At 70.1% G+C, this 16,509-nt stretch carries 13 protein-coding genes; 5 read left to right on the top strand and 8 right to left on the bottom strand.

All coding sequences use genetic code 11. The features are described from left to right. Positions 1-5: 5 nt before the first annotated feature. The 7 genes from ACGGCP_RS15520 to ACGGCP_RS15490 are packed head-to-tail and all read right to left on the bottom strand — an operon-like array spanning position 6 to position 7,869. Positions 6-1,310, bottom strand: coding sequence for a M20/M25/M40 family metallo-hydrolase (locus ACGGCP_RS15520; RefSeq protein ID WP_392966552.1), 1,305 nt, complete (start codon positions 1,308-1,310; stop codon positions 6-8). Beyond that, positions 1,303-2,127, bottom strand: coding sequence for a M55 family metallopeptidase (locus tag ACGGCP_RS15515; protein WP_392966550.1), 825 nt, complete (start codon positions 2,125-2,127; stop codon positions 1,303-1,305). Before ACGGCP_RS15515 ends, ACGGCP_RS15520 begins: the two co-directional genes overlap by 8 nt. Beyond that, positions 2,124-3,125, bottom strand: a complete 1,002-nt coding sequence (locus ACGGCP_RS15510; RefSeq protein ID WP_392966548.1) for an ABC transporter ATP-binding protein — start codon at positions 3,123-3,125, stop codon at positions 2,124-2,126. Before ACGGCP_RS15510 ends, ACGGCP_RS15515 begins: the two co-directional genes overlap by 4 nt. Then, complete coding sequence (locus ACGGCP_RS15505) at positions 3,115-4,095, bottom strand: ABC transporter ATP-binding protein (protein ID WP_392966545.1); 981 nt, start codon at positions 4,093-4,095, stop codon at positions 3,115-3,117. The genes ACGGCP_RS15510 and ACGGCP_RS15505 overlap by 11 nt, the downstream gene beginning before the upstream one ends. Continuing rightward, entirely contained in the window at positions 4,092-5,000 is a 909-nt protein-coding gene (locus ACGGCP_RS15500) for an ABC transporter permease (RefSeq protein ID WP_392966542.1), read from the bottom strand. The genes ACGGCP_RS15505 and ACGGCP_RS15500 overlap by 4 nt, the downstream gene beginning before the upstream one ends. After that, complete coding sequence (locus ACGGCP_RS15495) at positions 4,997-6,043, bottom strand: ABC transporter permease (protein WP_392966539.1); 1,047 nt, start codon at positions 6,041-6,043, stop codon at positions 4,997-4,999. The genes ACGGCP_RS15500 and ACGGCP_RS15495 overlap by 4 nt, the downstream gene beginning before the upstream one ends. Beyond that, entirely contained in the window at positions 6,040-7,869 is a 1,830-nt protein-coding gene (locus ACGGCP_RS15490) for an ABC transporter substrate-binding protein (RefSeq protein ID WP_392966537.1), read from the bottom strand. Before ACGGCP_RS15490 ends, ACGGCP_RS15495 begins: the two co-directional genes overlap by 4 nt. Positions 7,870-8,078: 209 nt before the next feature. Between ACGGCP_RS15490 and aspT (ACGGCP_RS15485) the strand changes: the two genes are divergently transcribed. The 3 genes from aspT (ACGGCP_RS15485) to aspT (ACGGCP_RS15475) are packed head-to-tail and all read left to right on the top strand — an operon-like array spanning position 8,079 to position 13,171. Next, positions 8,079-9,812 carry an aspartate-alanine antiporter gene (gene aspT, locus ACGGCP_RS15485; RefSeq protein WP_392966534.1) on the top strand — a complete coding sequence of 578 codons (1,734 nt, stop codon included), beginning with the start codon at positions 8,079-8,081 and terminating at the stop codon, positions 9,810-9,812. A 19-nt stretch (positions 9,813-9,831) separates the two neighbouring features. Beyond that, on the top strand, positions 9,832-11,451 hold the full coding sequence (gene aspD, locus ACGGCP_RS15480; protein WP_392966531.1) for an aspartate 4-decarboxylase: 1,620 nt from the start codon (positions 9,832-9,834) through the stop codon (positions 11,449-11,451). 28 nt (positions 11,452-11,479) lie between these two features. Beyond that, entirely contained in the window at positions 11,480-13,171 is a 1,692-nt protein-coding gene (gene aspT / locus ACGGCP_RS15475; protein ID WP_392966528.1) for an aspartate-alanine antiporter, read from the top strand. Between the two features lie 33 nt (positions 13,172-13,204). On the opposite strand, the gene ACGGCP_RS15470 is transcribed toward aspT (ACGGCP_RS15475), so the two are convergent. Then, positions 13,205-14,095 carry an SMP-30/gluconolactonase/LRE family protein gene (locus tag ACGGCP_RS15470; protein ID WP_392966525.1) on the bottom strand — a complete coding sequence of 297 codons (891 nt, stop codon included), beginning with the start codon at positions 14,093-14,095 and terminating at the stop codon, positions 13,205-13,207. Between the two features lie 145 nt (positions 14,096-14,240). Here ACGGCP_RS15470 and ACGGCP_RS15465 point away from each other — a divergent pair, with 145 nt between their 5' ends. Further along, positions 14,241-15,494, top strand: a complete 1,254-nt coding sequence (locus ACGGCP_RS15465; RefSeq protein ID WP_392966522.1) for a cellulose-binding domain-containing protein — start codon at positions 14,241-14,243, stop codon at positions 15,492-15,494. Positions 15,495-15,658: 164 nt separating this feature from the next. Continuing rightward, positions 15,659-16,423 carry an IclR family transcriptional regulator gene (locus ACGGCP_RS15460; RefSeq protein ID WP_392966519.1) on the top strand — a complete coding sequence of 255 codons (765 nt, stop codon included), beginning with the start codon at positions 15,659-15,661 and terminating at the stop codon, positions 16,421-16,423. Positions 16,424-16,509 lie beyond the last annotated feature (86 nt).

Below are 16,509 nucleotides of genomic sequence, written 5' to 3'. Positions count from 1 at the left end.
CTCCTCTATGCGTTCCGCAGGAAGTCGTCCAAGACCCGCAACCCGAACTCCAGGCCCGCCACCGGGACCCGCTCGTCCACGCCGTGCGCGAGCCGCCCGTACCCGAGCTCGGCCGTCTGGCCCAGCGGCGAGAACCCGTACCCGGTGATGCCGAGCGCCGCGAACTGCTTCGCGTCGGTCCCGCCCGACATGCAGAACGGCACCGGCAGGCCCTCCGGGTCGAACTTGCGGACCGCCGCGCGCATCGCCGCGAACGTCGGCGAGTCGACCGGCGCGGCCAGCGGCCGCGTCCGATGCTGGTACTCCCACCGCACGTCCGGGCCGCACAGCTCGTCCATCGTCGCCGCGAACTCCGCCTCGCCGCCCGGCAGGACCCGGCCGTCCACTTCGGCGTACGCGTGCTCGGGGATCACGTTCACCTTGTACCCGGCCTGCAGGACCGTCGGGTTCGCGCTGTTGCGCAGCGTCGACTCGACCAGCTGCGCCGCCGGGCCCAGCTTCGCCAGCAGGCCGTCCACATCGTCCAGGTCCGCCTCGACCCCGTACACCCCGGCGAGCTCCGTCAGCGCCGCCGTCACCGTGGGCGTCAAACGCAGCGGCCACTCGTACGCGCCGATCCGCGCGATCGCCGCCGCGAGCTTGCTCACCGCGTTGTCCGGATTGGCCTTCGACCCGTGCCCGGCCGTCCCCCGCGCCGACAGCCGCAGCCACGCCGTGCCCCGCTCGCCCGCCGCGATCGGGTACAGCCGCAGCCCGTTCCCGCCGTGGAAGGTGAACCCGCCCGACTCCGAGACGCCCTCGGTGCAGTCCGCGAACAGGTCCGCGTGCGCGTCCGCGAGGAACCCCGCGCCATACTCGGCGCTGGCCTCCTCGTCGGCGGTGAACGCCACGACGACCGGCCGCCGCGGCTTGACGCCCGACCTGGCCCAGGACCGCACACAAGCGAGGACCATCGCGTCCATCGACTTCATGTCGATCGCGCCCCGGCCCCACAGCATCCCGTCCCGGATCTCGCCCGAGAACGGGTCGACGCTCCAGTCCGCGGCCTCCGCCGGGACCACGTCGAGGTGCCCGTGCACCAGCAGCGCCGGAGCCTCGGGCTCCGCGCCCTCGATGCGCGCCACCACGTTCGACCGGTTGGGGGCCTTCTCCAGGATCCGCGCCTCGACGCCCGCCTCGGCGAGCTTCCCGGCCGCGTACTCGGCGGCCTCCCGCTCGTTCCCGTCCCCGCCGCCGTGGTTCGTGGTGTCGATCCGGATCAGCTCCGAAGTGAACCGCACGACCTCTTCGAGCGCTTGGGCGTCAACCATACTGCTCCTCCATCGAAGCCGACGCGATCGTCGTGACGGCCTTGAAGCACCGGATCGCCTCGTACATCGTCGGCAGCGCGAACGCGACCCGCCTCTCCCCGTCGCGCTCGACGCCCGGAATCACGGTGACCGCTCCAGCCAGGTGCTCGGCGTCGAACTCGACCTCGATCCGGTGCGGCTCGACCACCGGCTCGCGCCGCCCGGCCAGCGACACCGCCTCCGCCGCGCCCTTGCGGATCGCGCGCACCGCCCACGCCGGGGTGCGGCACGCCGCCGCGTACCGCGAGATGTAATCCTTCACCGCGATGCCGACCGCCTTGGGCGCGTACGCCTGCGCGTCCTCGATCGTCTTGTCGTCGCCGGTCACCATGATCACCGGCACCCCGAACTCGGCCGCGAGCGCCGCGTTCATGCGCCCCTCGCTCGCACGCACCCCGTCGAGCCACACGCCCGTGATCGTGTTCGCCAGGTACGTGTGCGCGAGCACGCCCTCCAGGCCCGCCCCCGCGTGGTACCCCAGGAACACCACGGCGTCCGCGTCCCGCACGCCCTCCATCATGGACAGATCCTTGTGCCTGCCGCTGATGAGCGTCACGGGCCGGTCGAACCGCTCGACCATGAGGTTCCGCATCGACCAGTGCGCGTCGTTCACCACGACCTCCCGCGCCCCGCCCCGGTACAGGCCCTCCACCGCCGCGTTCACCTCGTCGGTGAACAGCGGCCGCATCCGCTCCCAGCCCGGCCCGCCCGGCAGCACATCGCCTGGGCACGTGATACCCGTGGCGCCCTCCATGTCCGCGCTGATGAGGATCCTCACGCGGCCATCCTCGCATCCTCACGCGCGGAACGGTCGAGATGGCATGCCACCAGATGCGGCTTCGCTTCGGGCCCAAGGACCTTCAGGTCCTCACCGGTGCACTGGTGCAGCACCGCCGCCGCGTTCCCGGACGCCACCTCCTGGCAGCGCGGCCGGAACCGGCACCCGCCCGGGATCCGCGACGCGTCCGGCAGCTCCCCGGCCAGCACGATCGGCTCCGCCACAGGAGAGTCCGGCAAGACCGACACCAGCGCCCGCGTATACGGATGCCGCGGCGCCGTCAGCACCTGCTCGACCGGGCCCTGCTCCACGATCCGCCCCAGGTACATGATCGCGATCCGGTCCGCGATGCTCCACGCCAGACCCAGGTCGTGCGTGATCACCAGCGCCCCGAGCCCCTGCTCCTCCTTGAGCCGCAACAGCAGCGACAGGATCTCCCCGCGCACCGAAGCATCCAGCGACGCCACCGGCTCGTCCGCGACCAGCAGGCTCGGCTGCAGCACGAGCGCCCCCGCGATCACCACGCGCTGGCGCTGGCCGCCCGACAGCTCGTGCGGGTACGCCAGGAAGAACTGCTCCGGCGGCCGCAGGCCCGCCCGCGACAGCGCCTCGGCCACCCGGCCCGGCTCGTCGTCGCTGATCCCGTGGATCCGCAGGCCCTCCGCGACCGCGTCGTACACCGTATGACGCGGATTCAAAGCGCCCGTCGGGTCCTGCAGCACCAGCTGCACCTGCCGCCGGTACGCCTTCAGCGCCCGCGTCGAGTACCGCAGCGGCACCCCGTCGAACGCCACCGTGCCCCCGGTCGCCCGCTCCAGACCCAGGAGCGTCCGCGCCAGTGTGGTCTTGCCGCAACCGGACTCGCCCGCCAGCGCCACGATCTCGCCCGGCGCCACGTCGAGGTCCACCCCGTCCACGGCCCGCGCGACCCGCCCGCCGGGCAGGCCGAACTCGACCCGCAGCCCCCGGGCCGTCAGCGTCTTCTCCTCAGAGGACAACGGGCATCCCTTCCTGCGCTACGAAACAGGCACTCACCCGGGCCGGACCGACCTCGAGCAGCTCCGGCGGCGCCTCACCGCACCGCTCGACCGCCACCGCGCACCGCGGCCGGAACGAGCAGCCCTCCGGCAACCGCACCGGGTCCGGCGGGTCGCCCGCCAGCCCGCCCGGGTTCATCCGCGCCGCCGGGTCCCCGATCACCGGGAACGCCGCCCCCAGCGCGGCCGAGTACGGGTGCCGCGCGTTCGCGAACACCTCGTGCGCCGGACCCTCCTCGACGATCCGGCCCGCGTACATCACCGCCGCCCGGTCGCACACCGCCGACAGCACCGACAGGTCGTGGCTGATCATCACCAGGCCCACGCCCCGCTCCGTCACCAGCTCCGCGATCAACTGCAGCACTTGGGCCTGCACCATCACGTCCAGCGCCGTCGTCGCCTCGTCGGCGATGATCAGCGCCGGGTCGCACGCGAGCGCCATCGCGATCATCACGCGCTGCCGCTGCCCGCCCGACAGCTCGTGCGGATAGCTGCGCGCCCGCGACGGCGGCAGCCCGACCCGCTCCAGCAGCGCCTCCGCGCGCTTCGCGGCGGCCGCCGGGGTCGTCTTCGGCTCGTGCACGAGGATCGGCTCCGCGATCTGCCTCCCGATGCGCTGCACCGCGTTCAGCGAGTGCATCGCCCCCTGGAACACGATCGACGCGCCCGTCCACCGCACCGCCCGCAGCCGCCCCCACCCCATCTTCAGCAGGTCCTCGCCGTCGAGCAGGATCTCCCCGCTCACCTCGGCGCTCTTTGGCAGCAGCCGCAGCACCGCCATCGCCAGGGTCGACTTCCCGCACCCCGACTCGCCGGCGATGCCCAGCGTCTCCCCGGCGTCCACAGTGAGGTTCACGCCGCGCACGGCGGGCAGCCGCCCGCGCGAACCGTTGTACACGACCCGCAGGTCCTTGAACTCCAGGAGCGTCACGACTCACCCCGCAGCCTCGGGTTGAACACGGCCTCCAGCGCCCGGCCGCACATCATGAACGCCAGCACGACCACGAGGATCGCCAGGCCCGGCGGCAGCAGGTACCACCACGCGTGCGCCGAGACCGCCCCGTTCTCCGAGGCCCGGTTGAGGATCGACCCCCACGACACGACGTTCGGGTCGCCCAGGCCCAGCCACGCGAGCGAGGACTCCATGAGGATCGCCGAGGGCACCAGCAGCGTGGCGCTGGCGAGCACCAGCGGGAGGACGTTGGGGAGGATGTGCTTGGTCATCTGGTGCCAGTGTCCCGCGCCGAGCGCTTTGGCGCGCTCCAGGTACGGGCGCGACTGCACCGTGAGGGTCTGGGCGCGCACGAGCCGCGTCGTGCCGGGCCAGGAGACGAGGGCGATCACCGTGATCGTGGTGGCCATGCTGCGGCCGAGGACGGCGAGCAGCGCGATGGCGACGACGAGGCTGGGCAGCACCATGAACCAGTCGGAGAGGCGCAGCGCGACCCACCCGTACCAGCCGCCGATGTGGCCGCTCGTGACGCCTACAGCGGTGCCGATGACGATCGCGACGACGGTGGCAGTCAGTCCGATGAGGAGCGACAGGCGCGAGCCCCAGACGGTGAGCGCGAGGATCGAGCGGCCGGTCTCGTCGGTGCCGAGCGGGTATTCGAGGCTCGGCGGGGCCATGCGCCCGCCGGTGGCGCGGGTGACGCTGAGCGCGGACTCGTCGATGAGGACCGGTGCACTGAGGGCGAGGACCACGATGGCGCCCAGCAGGACCAGGCCCACCATGCCGGTCCGCTGCGAGCGGTACGCGGCCCAGGACCGGGTGAAGGACTGCCGCCGCCGCGCCCATCTGAGGGCACGCGGGGAGAGCGTGTTCGTTGCCGTCATGACCTGCGGATTCTGGGATCGATGAACCAGTAGAGGATCTCGGCGCACAGCACGGCGAGGATCGTGGAGCTGGAGAACAGCACGAACAGCGCCTGGAGCACGGGCCGGTCCGGGTAGAAGATCGCGTTCACGAACAGCGTCCCCAGGCCCGGCCAGCTGAAGACGGTCTCGGTGACGATGGAGCCGTTCACGACGCCGCCGAGCGCGAGGAACACGAGCGTCACCGTGGGCAGCAGCGCGTTCGGCACGGCGTGCTTGCGGCGCACCTCGTCGTCCTTGAGGCCCTTGGCGCGGGCGGTGGTGAGGTAGTCGCTGCCGATCTCGTCCAGAATGGACGAACGCATGATCATGAGGTATCCCGCGTAGACCACCGCCGTGTAGGTGAGCACCGGCAGCACGAGGTGGTAGCCGATGTCCACGGCCTGCGACCAGAAGTCCGGCGGCGTGCTCGGCGAGCGCATCCCGTTGACGGGGAAGATCCCCAGGTACCGCGCGAAGATGAGGATCACGATCATCCCGAGCCAGAACGTCGGCGCCGAGTACAGGACGAGCCCGGTCGCGACCTGGCTCCGGTCGAACCGGCTGCCCTGCTTCCAGCCCGAGCGCGTCCCGATCCAGAACCCGAGGACCACCGCCAGGACCATGCCGGTGCCCGAGAGCAGGAGCGTGGCGGGCAGCCGCTCCACGATGAGGTCGAAGATCGGCCTCCGGTACTGGAACGACTCGCCGAGGTCCATGGTGAGCGTCCCGGCGATGTAGTCCCAGAACTGCTGCCACATCGGCTTGTCGAGCCCCAGTTCGGCCCGCATCGCGGCCCGCTGCTCGGGCGAGACCGGGCGCTCCTTCGTGAGCTGGTCGATCGGGTCCCCGGCGATGAGCCGGAAGATGAAGAACGAGGAGAACAGCACCAGCAGGAGCGAGACGGCCGCGCCGCTCACGTGCTTGAGCAGGTACCGCCCGAAGCCGCTGGAGACCTTGCTGGAGCGCCCCGCGGACGGGGCTTCGACCGAAGCCCCGTCCGCCGGTAGTGCACTGTCGGTCATTCGCGCTCGTCAGCCGTCTTCTTGCGCCGCATCACGAACACCACCGCGGCGGCCGCGACCAGGACGGCTCCGGCGGCGACGGCGATCCACACGCCCGCAGGGACGCCGCCCGACTCCTCGGCCCCCGCGGGCTGCGCCGAGGCGTACGCCCACGTGAAGCCCTGCTGGCCGGTGAACATGCCGCCGGTCGGCTGCGGGACCATGCCGGTGACCCGGTCGTGGTTGTACGCCTCCATGACGTTCTGGTAGTACAGCCAGATCACGGGCGCGTCGGTGTACAGGAGCTCCTGCTGGCGCTTGACGAGCTCCGCGCGCGCCGCCGGGTCGGACTCGACCTTCTGCTGCTCGTGCAGCTGGTCGAACTCGGCGTTGCAGTAGGAGTTCTCGCTGGAGCGCTCCGAGCCGTCCGTCAGGGTCGGCAGCACCGCGCACGTGTGCATGCCCAGCTGCTCGGTCGGGTTCGGGCCCACGCCCCAGCCGGAGAACGCGATGTCGAACTCGCCCAGGTAGGCCAGGTCGTTCAGCGTGCCCTGCTCGATGGCCTGCGCCTCGACGGCGATGCCGAGTTCGGCCCACCACTCGGTCACGAACTCCACGATGGTGGCGTACGCGGTGTTGTCGGCGTGGTGGTAGAACCGGAAGTTCAGCGGCTCGCCGCCGCCGGGCATCGTGCGGATGCCGTCGTCGCCCCGCGCGTAACCGGCCTCGTCGAGCAGCCGGTTCGCCTCGGCGATGTCGAACTGCACCAGCGCGTCCCCGCCGTCCCAGTGCCACTGGTCGAAGATCGAGGGGATGAGCGAGGTCGCCGGGGTGCCGCTGCCCGCGAGGACGGTGTCCACGAGGGCCTGCTTGTCGATCGCGGTGTGCAGCGCCTGGCGCACCACCGGGTCCTTGAGCGCGGGGTGCCCGTCGCCGAACTCGGTGCCGTCCTGCGTGACCGTGCCGTGGTTGATCGTCAGCGACACGTACCGGCGGCCCTGCACGTCGTTCGTCGTGATGTGCTCCTGCGCCGCGAGCGCCTCGATCTGGGCGGGGTTCAGGCCGCCCTGCATCCCGGAGCCGACGATGTCCACATCGCCCGCTTCCAGCGCCGCGACGGCCGCGTCCGTCTCCAGGTAGTACGTGTAGACGACCTCGTCGAACCCGGGCGCGCCCTCCCAGTACTCCTCGTTGGCGTCGAGGCGGATGAACTCGTCGGTCTTGTACTCGGCGACCTGGTAAGGCCCCGAGCCGACCAGCGGCAGCTGGTTCGCGTCGTCCGCAGACGGGTCGGGGTACTCCGACCAGATGTGCTCGGGGACGATGTAGACCTCGCGGCTGAGCACCTCGGCCGGGGCGGGCGACGCCAGCGTCAGCACGAACGTCGACTCGTCGGGAGCCTCGGCGCTGACCAGGTTCGCGGCGAAGTCGATGTTCCAGTCGCGGATCGCCTGGTTCTCGATGAGGAGCCCGTACGTGTAGGCCACGTCGTCCGCCGTCAGCGGCTCCCCGTCGGACCAGACGGCGCCCTCGCGGATCTTGAAGGTCCACGTCAGACCGTCCGCGGACTCCTCCCACTCGGTCGCCAGGCCCGGCACCGGCTCGTAGTTCTCCGAGCTCATCCGCACCAGCGTCTCGTACGTCATCATGCTGGTCTCGTAGGTGATCACGAACCGCCGCTTGAACGGGTTGAACGTGTCCACCTCCTGGTTGGTGGCGATCCGGAGGCTGTCTGTCTCGTCCTCCTGTGCGGCGGCACTGGGCGCGGCCGCCGCGAGCGCGCCGGCCGAGAGGGCCAGCGCGGCGACGGCCGAGAGGCACCGCCGCATCAGGGCATGGGGATTCATGGGGTGCACATCCTCGCATTCGGTTCCAGGGCAATCCGGCGGACGCGCCGCCGGTCCTCGGTGTACCGACCAGAATGACGGAACACTTCTTGAGTTGTCAATGAAGTGAAGAAAGTTTTCATTGCCGCAACATGATACGGACCTCTCGCCGCGAACCTCGTGAACCGCCCCGCCCTTTCCATTAGATTCATGTCACTACTCATCGTGACGTGGAGGTCGCAGTGTGGAACTGGCTGTCTGACGCGCTCGTCGCGCACCCCGAGATAGCGATCTTCCTGGCGCTCGGTCTCGGCTTCTTCGTCGGCAAGCTCAAGATCAAGGGCATCGCCCTCGGCCCGGTCACCGGGACGCTCCTCTCCGGCGTCCTCGTCGGCATCGTCTTCGACGGCATCGACATCCCCGACCTCGTCAAGACCGTCGCGTTCGTGGCGTTCCTGTTCGCCCTCGGCTACAACGTCGGCCCGCAGTTCTTCGCCGGCCTCCGCGGCGACGGCGTCAAGCAGGTCATCCTCGCGGTCGTCAACTGCGTCTTCGGCCTCATCGTCGTCATCGTCCTCGCCAAGGCCCTCGGCTACGGCCCCGGCTGGGGCGCGGGCCTGCTCGCGGGCGGCCTCACGCAGTCCGCCGTCATCGGCGTCGCCGACTCCGCCATCGCCGCCCTGCCCGGACTCAGCGACGCCGACATCAAGGAGATGGAGTCGCAAGTGGCCGTCGGCTACGCCGTCTGCTACCTCTTCGGCACCGCCGCCGCCGCGTTCTTCCTCTCCACCGTCGCCCCCAGGATGCTCGGCTCCAAGAGCCTCGCCGCCGACGCCCACGAGATGGAGCAGCGCCTCGGCGTCGCCAAGGAGCCCGGCATCGGCAAGGCCTACTACTCGGTCGTGCGCCGCGCCTACCGCATCAGCGGCGACACCGGCGCCGGAGGCGGCGTCGCCACGGTCACCGGCCGCACCGTGGGCGACCTCGAGGAGCGCGCCCTCGAACTCGGCCACCGCGTCATGTTCCACGACATCCGCCGCGACGGAAGCGTCATGCCCGTCGAGCGCTCCACCGCGCTCCAGCCCGGCGACGTGGTCACCCTCGCCGCCCGCCGCCCCGACCTCGTCGCGCTCGACGTCGACCGCTGGGGCGAGGAGGTCGACGACGAGGAGCTGCTCGCCTACTCGATCGAGACGCTCGACATCGTCATCACCAAGAAGGAACTGGTGGGCATGACGATCGGGGACGCCTTCGCGCAGCACGCCCCGCGCCTGTTCGTCACCAAGCTCGTGCGCGGCGGCCAGGAGATCCCCTGGAGCGACGCCACCGAGATCCACCGCGGCGACGAGATCACCGTCCAGGGCGGCAAAGAGGAGGTCGAGGCCGTCGTCGGCGACCTCGGCTACCCCAACCGCACCAAGGACGCCACCGACATGAGCTACGTCGGCTTCGGCATCGTCGTCGGCGCCCTCATCGGCGTCCCCACGATCGCCGTCGCCGGTGCGGACATCGGCCTCACCACCTCCGGCGGCGCGCTCATCATGGGCCTCGTCTTCGGCTGGCTGCGCGCCAAGTCGCCCACGTTCGGGCAGTTCCCGCCCGCCGCGAACTGGATGCTCTCCACCGGCGGCCTGTGCATGTTCGTCGGCATCGTCGGCATCATGGCCGGACCCGACTTCGTCTCCGGCGTCAGGGAGGAGGGCCTCAGCCTCGTCGTCGCCGGGCTCGTCGTCACGCTCCTGCCGATGCTCCTGACCATGTACCTCGCCAAGTGGCTCTTCAAGATCCCGGTCCCGGTGAACCTCGGCATCGTCGCCGGGGCCAACACCACCACCGCGTCCATCGGCGCGATCACCGACACCGCGAAGAGCCAGATCCCGGTGCTCGGCTACACGATCCCGTACGCCATCGGCAACGTCCTGCTCACGATCTGGGGCGCGGTCATCGTGGCCGTGCTCGCCTAACCGCCCGAAGGGAACGACTATGTCCAAGGTCGACCGCGACGAACAGCAGCGCCTCGAAGGGCTCAGCCCCTTCGAGCTGAAGAACCGGCTCATCGAGCTCGCCGGCGACAACGAGCGCGCCAACGCGCTCGCGATGATCAACGCCGGGCGCGGCAACCCGAACTGGACGGCCACCGCCCCGCGCGAGGCGTTCTTCCTCCTCGGCCAGTTCGCCGTCACCGAGACCCGCCGCGACTGGGACGAGTTCCCGAGCATCGGCGGCATGCCCCAGCCCAGCGGCATCGCCGAACGCCTCGACGACTACCTCAAGGCCAACGCGAGCGCCCCGGGCGCCGCGGCCCTCGCCTCCTATGTGGCCCACGGCGTCGAGCGGCTCGGCTTCGACCCGGACGCCTGGGTCGGCGAGCTCGCCGATGCGATCATCGGCGACCACTACCCGGTGCCCGACCGGATGCTCACCCACATCGAGCAGGTCGTCCACGCCTACCTCGACCAGGAGATGGGCGGCGCGCCCGAGGGCGGCTGGGACCTCTACGCGGTCGAAGGCGGCACCGCCGCGATGTGCTACCTCTTCGACTCCGCGCAGGTCAACGGCCTCTTGAACAAGGGCGACAGGATCGCGCTCATGGTCCCGATCTTCACGCCCTACCTGGAGATCCCGCACCTGGAGCGGTACGACTTCGACATCGTCGAACTCGAGGCCTCGCGCACCTCCGACGAGGGCATCCACACCTGGCAGTACCCGGACGAGGAGATCGACAAGCTCAAGGACCCGTCGATCAAGGCCCTGTTCCTCGTCAACCCGTCGAACCCGCCGTCGGTGAAGCTCGCCGAGGCCACGCTGGAGCGCATCCGGGACATCGTCGCGAACGACAACCCGGGCCTGACGATCATCACCGACGACGTATACGGCACCTTCACGAACGGCTTCACGTCGCTCATGTCGAGCCAGGCCGCCAACACCATCGGCGTGTACTCGTTCTCGAAGTACTTCGGCTGCACCGGCTGGCGGCTCGGCGTCATCGCCGTCGCCCGCAAGAACGTGTTCGACCAGCGCATCGCCGCGCTCCCGGCCGAGAAGACCACCGCGCTCAACGAGCGGTACTCCTCGATCACCCTGGAGCCGTGGAAGCTCAAGTTCATCGACCGGATCGTGGCTGACTCCCGGGACGTGGCGCTCAACCACACCGCGGGCCTGTCGACCCCGCAGCAGGTCCAGATGGCGCTGTTCTCCCTGCACTGCCTCGACGACGCCGAGGGCGCCTACAAGCGGGACTGCCAGGCCGTCATCGCCCGCCGCCTCAAGGCCCTCGTCGAAGGCCTCGACGTGCCCTACCCGGAGGACCCGGAGGCCGCGAGCTACTACGTCGAGCTCGACCTCCTCAGCTGGGCGCAGCGCAACTGGGGCGACGAGTTCGCCGACTGGATGCAGACCAACTACGAGCCGGTCGACCCGATCTTCCGGCTCGCCGAGGAGGAATCGGTGGTCCTGCTCAACGGCGGCGGCTTCGACGGTCCCCAGTGGTCGGTCCGGGTGAGCATGGCGAACCTGCGCATGGACGCCTACAAGCGGATCGGCTCGGCGCTGCGCAGGATCGGCGACGAGTACCACGCGGAATTCCAGCGGCAGCAGCGTTAAGGGGCGGAAGCCGGGCGGGGGAACGGGAATGGACTGGATAACATCCACATTGGAGTCGACGCCGGAGATCGCGCTGTTCGCGTGCCTCGCGCTCGGCTTCGCGGTCGGCAAGGTCAAAGTCTGGAAGATCTCGCTGGGCGGCGTCGCGGGAACGCTGGTGGTGGCGATCTTCGTCGGCATGCTCGGCACGATCCAGCTGAACGACCAGGTCAAGAACATCGCGTTCGCCCTGTTCATCTTCACGCTCGGCTACATCTCGGGGCCCACGTTCTTCGCGAGCCTCAACCGCAAGAGCCTGAAGTTCGCCACATTCACCGGGATCGAGGTCGTCTCGGTCCTGGCGATCACGGCCGCGGCGATCCTCATCATGAACCTCGACGTCGGCACCGCCGCCGGGCTCCTGGCGGGCGGCGCGACCGAGTCGGCCGCGGTCGGCACCGCGACCGACGCGATCGGCCGCCTCGACCTGCCCGCCGACCAGATCGAGACGCTGCAGAACAACGTGGGCACGGCCTACTCGATCTCCTACATCTGCGGCCTCATCACGATCGTGCTGCTCTCCAGCCAGTTCTTCCCGCTCATCATGCGGATCAACCTGCGCGACGAGGCCACGAAGCTGTGGGAGAAGCTCGGCGGCTCCCGCGACGAGGCCTCCGCGACCCCGGCCGCCCCGGCGGTCGTCGGCCGCGAGTACCGCGTCGACGCCGCCGCCGGGTCCACCGTGGCCGAAGTGCAGTCCTCGCTCGGCGACGGCACCGCGATCGAGGAGGTCTCCCGCCAGGGCAGCCTGGTCGACCTCGCGCAGGACCTGCGGCTCGCCGCCGGGGACCTGGTGCTCGTCGTCGGCCGCCGCGAAGCGGTCGTCGGCGCCCGGGACGTGATCGGCCCGGAGGTCTCGCTCGACTCCTCGCTCGCCATGGACCTCGACGTCGCCGAGGTCGTCGTGACCGCCAAGGGCTACAAGGCGACCACGCTGGGGGAGATCCGCAGCGAGTTCGCCGAGGAGCGGCGCGGCGTCTTCCTCCAGAAGATCCAGCGCGGCGACCACGAGCTGCCGGTCAGCCCCGAGACGGTGATCCAGCACGGCGACACGCTGCGCCTCGCGGGCTCCAAGACCGACATCAAGCGCGTCATGCCGATGATCGGCTTCCGGCTCGACCCGAAGGTCACCATCGACATGGTGTACATCGCGGTCGGGGTCGTGCTCGGCTTCCTCATCGGCATGCTGGTGTGGACGGTTGGGACGATCCCGCTGACACTCGGCACCGGCGGCGGCTGCCTGCTCTCGGGCCTCCTGTTCGGCTGGATCCGCTCCAAGCGGCCCACGTTCGGCCAGTACGACTCCGGTGCGGCCGACGTGGTCAAGACCCTCGGGCTCTCCGTGTTCATCTGCGCGGTCGGCCTCTCGTCCGGCCCGCAGGCGGTCGAGCTCGTCGAGGAGTTCGGCGTCGGCCTGCCGATCGCGGGCGTCGCGATGACCGCGATCCCGGCGTTCGTGTCGCTGTTCGTGGCCTGGAAGCTCATGAAGCTCCCCGCGCCGCTCGTCCTCGGCTCGGTCACCGGCCAGCAGTGCTCCACGCCCGGCGTCACCGCCGTGCAGCAGGCCGCCGGGAACGCGACGCCGCTCATGGCCTACACGATCGTCTACGCCTTCTCGAACGTCGTCCTGCCGCTGCTCGGCCCGATCGTCGTCGCGATGGCGCACAGCATGGGCGCGTGAGCGCGCCGCCCTCCGAGAAGGGCGGCGCGGCCGCTACAGCTGCCAGGCCCCGTTCGCGTTCAGGATGATCGAGTAGACCGAGTCGGTGGCGGTGATGAACAGGCGGTTGCGCTTCGGGCCGCCGAACACCAGGTTCGAGACCGCGGGCTGGGGGATCGGCAGGGTGCCGAGGTGGGTGCCGTCGGGGTCGAAGCAGTAGACGTCCTCCGCGGCCGCCCACACGCGGCCCTGCGTGTCGACGCGCAGGCCGTCGAGGTTCCCGCCTGGCGACTCGCAGAAGACGTCGCCGCCCGAGAGCCGGCCGCCGTCCACATCGAACGCGCGCAGGTGCCCGCCGTGCGTGTCGGCGATGTAGAGCACCGACTCGTCGGGGGAGAACGCGAGTCCGTTGGGCCGCTCGAAGCCGTCCGCGACGAGGTCGACCGCTCCCGTGGCGGGGTCGACCCGGTAGACGTGGCAGCCGTCGATCTCCGGTTCCGCCTGGTGCCCTTCGTAGTCGCTGAGGATGCCGTAGACCGGGTCGGTGAACCAGACCGCGCCGTCGCTGGAGACCACGACGTCGTTGGGGCTGTTGAGCCGCTTGCCGTTCCAGCGGTCGGCGATGACGGTGACCGATCCGTCCAGTTCGGTGCGCTCCACGCGGCGCTCGCCGTGCGAGCACGACACGAGCCGTCCCTGGCGGTCGAGGGTGTGCCCGTTGGTGTACCCGGCGGGGGAGCGGAAGACGCTCACCGATCCGTCGGTCTCGTCCCAGCGCATGATCCGGTCGTTCGGGATGTCACTGAACAGCAGGTACTTCCCGGAGGGCACGTACACCGGGCCTTCGAGCCAGCGGCCGCCGGTGTACAGGCATTCGAGGTAGCGGTCGCCCTTGATCGCGAAGCGCTCGTCCAGTTTTCGGAAACCCACCGGAGCATTGTGCATAGAAACTCCTCGATATAGCCTGATCGTGTGATCGTGCACAATCCGCGCATGACCACCTTCCGCGGCCCAGGGCCGCACTCACGTTAGCCGAACCGAAGGCGGGCCGGGAGCGCCCCGGCCGCCGCTATGAGACGGGAAACGAGATATGGGACCGGCACTCCCCAATACGCGAAGGCGCCTGCGCGCCGCGATCGCCGCCACCGCGGTGGCCGTGGTCGGCGCGGGCGCGACAGCGTTCACCCTGATGTCGGCCGAGGCCGCCACCACCGGATGCGAAGTGGACTACCAGGTCACGGCACAGTGGCCCGGCGGCTTCAACGCCAATGTGGAGATCACGAACCTCGGCGACACCGCCGTCGACCCGTGGAAGCTCGAATGGGACTTCCCCGGCACGCAGAAGATCGGCAACGCCTGGAACACCACCGCGACCCAGTCCGGCGCGCACGTCACCGCCGCCGGCGTGGAGTACAACAAGCGCATCGCCGCCGCCGTGAGCACCAGCTTCGGCTTCTCGGGCACCTTCACCGGCACCGCCAACGCGGTGCCTTCCGCGTTCAAGCTCAACGGTGTCGCCTGCACCGGCGACACCGGGCCCTCGCCGACGAACCCGCCCACGAACGTCACCGCCTCGCCCACCGAGGTCCCCACGGGCGGTCCCGGCCAGAACGAGTGGAACCCGCCCGCGAACCTCGTCCAGCCGCTCAACGAGGTCTGGGCGCACGTCGAGGACACCTACAACCTCAACTTCCGCAACTTCGGCTGGGACCAGATCATGGCCACCGGCGGCAAGATCAACTACTGCGTCCGCTGGGACTCCAACAACTCGGTGACGCTGCAGACCCGGGACGCGATCGAGGCGAAGCTCCAGCAGCAGTACGACGTCTGGTTCGACCAGATGGCGGGCTGGACCGACTTCCCGTTCGACCAGATCGAGGTGGACGTGGTCGGCTGGGCCGCCCGCGACCGCAACCTCCTGCAGTGGTCGGACAGTGCGGTCGACGTCTACATCGGCGACATCCGCGAGAACGCGCCGCAGTGCGCCGAGGCGTGCGGGCGGTTCTTCCACCAGGACGGCAACTACTCCCAGTGCCCCGGAGGCGCTGCGCGCCACTACGACCAGAGCCTGTGGCTGACCCAGGGCATGGGCGGCGGCGCGGGCGGCGACTGGGGCCAGCGCATGGGCCAGGAGTACTTCGTGAACTCGCTGAACTCCAGCCAGATCACGATCTACCTGCACGAGCTCGGCCACACCTTCGGCCTCGACGACTTCTACGACTGGACGCCGACGGGCCAGTGCTGCTTCATCATGAACGCGGGCTCCTCGTCCACGGTCACCGAGTTCGACGTGTGGATGCTCCGTGACTGGTGGCGCCACCTCAAGAACCGCTACGGCTACTAGCACCCTCCCATGACGGCGGCGGACCACCCGGTCCGCCGCCGTTCGCGCGCCTCGCGACCCCGTATGGCGGACACCGTTGGTCGGCAACAGCCGATAGCGTTTAGCATTGTCGAACGCGGCTACACCAGACCGGTGTCGCCGAGGACGGGAACGGAGGCGCGCGGATGGCCAAGAACATCCAGTCGCTGGAGCGCGCGGCGGCGATGCTGCGGCTGCTCGCGGGCGGCGAGCGGCGCCTCGGACTCTCCGACATCGCCTCCTCCCTCGGCCTCGCGAAGGCCACGGCCCACGGCATCCTGCGGACCCTCCAGCACGAGGGCTTCGTCGAGCAGGACCCCGGCTCGGGCCGCTACCAGCTCGGCGCGGAGCTGCTGCGCTTGGGCACGACCTACCTCGACGTGCACGAGCTGCGGGCGCGCGCCCTGGTGTGGACGGACGACCTGGCCCGATCCTCGGGCGAGGCGGTCTACCTCGGTGTGCTGCACCAGCACGGCGTGCTCGTCGTCCACCACGTGTTCCGTCCCGACGACAGCCGCCAGGTGCTCGAGGTCGGCGCGATGCAGCCGCTGCACTCGACGGCCCTGGGCAAGGTGCTCGCCGCGACCGACCCGGTCGCGCACGCCGAGCTCGTGGACGCCAAGCGCGAGCCGTTCACGGCCCGCACGGTGACCGAGCTCGACGAGATCGAGCGCGCGCTGGACCTGACGCGGTCGCAGGGGTACGCCACGGACAACGAGGAGACCCTCGAAGGGGTCGCCGCCGTCGCGGCCCCGATCTACGACCGGCGCCGCCTCGCGGTCGGAGCGGTCGGCATTACCGGCGCCGTCGAGCGGGTCTGCCGCGACGGCGAGCTGCGTCCGGAGCTCATCGCGGCCGTGCGCGACACGGCCCGCTCCGTCTCGCGCGACCTCGGGGCCAAACCCTTCTAGGGTTTCGTCCGATTTCGCCACATTCCTGCGCCACCCGTGTGACCCTGGTATGCCTGTCTTGCAGGCGTTTCGGATGTTTCACAAAA

Origin of the sequence: Glycomyces sp. NPDC048151, assembly GCF_043202775.1 — a bacterium.
Lineage (GTDB): Bacteria > Actinomycetota > Actinomycetes > Mycobacteriales > Micromonosporaceae > Glycomyces.
This window is presented reverse-complemented; position numbering and strand designations above follow the sequence as displayed.

What these genes read in the sequence shown, in the direction of transcription:
- ACGGCP_RS15520 (WP_392966552.1), bottom strand. Translation starts at nt 1,310, where the DNA reads ATGGTTGACGCCCAAGCGCTCGAAGAGGTCGTGCGGTTCACTTCGGAG.
- ACGGCP_RS15500 (WP_392966542.1), bottom strand. Translation starts at nt 5,000, where the DNA reads ATGACGGCAACGAACACGCTCTCCCCGCGTGCCCTCAGATGGGCGCGG.
- ACGGCP_RS15495 (WP_392966539.1), bottom strand. Translation starts at nt 6,043, where the DNA reads ATGACCGACAGTGCACTACCGGCGGACGGGGCTTCGGTCGAAGCCCCG.
- ACGGCP_RS15490 (WP_392966537.1), bottom strand. Translation starts at nt 7,869, where the DNA reads ATGAATCCCCATGCCCTGATGCGGCGGTGCCTCTCGGCCGTCGCCGCG.
- aspD (WP_392966531.1), top strand. Translation starts at nt 9,832, where the DNA reads ATGTCCAAGGTCGACCGCGACGAACAGCAGCGCCTCGAAGGGCTCAGC.
- aspT (WP_392966528.1), top strand. Translation starts at nt 11,480, where the DNA reads ATGGACTGGATAACATCCACATTGGAGTCGACGCCGGAGATCGCGCTG.
- ACGGCP_RS15470 (WP_392966525.1), bottom strand. Translation starts at nt 14,095, where the DNA reads ATGCACAATGCTCCGGTGGGTTTCCGAAAACTGGACGAGCGCTTCGCG.
- ACGGCP_RS15465 (WP_392966522.1), top strand. Translation starts at nt 14,241, where the DNA reads ATGGGACCGGCACTCCCCAATACGCGAAGGCGCCTGCGCGCCGCGATC.
- ACGGCP_RS15460 (WP_392966519.1), top strand. Translation starts at nt 15,659, where the DNA reads ATGGCCAAGAACATCCAGTCGCTGGAGCGCGCGGCGGCGATGCTGCGG.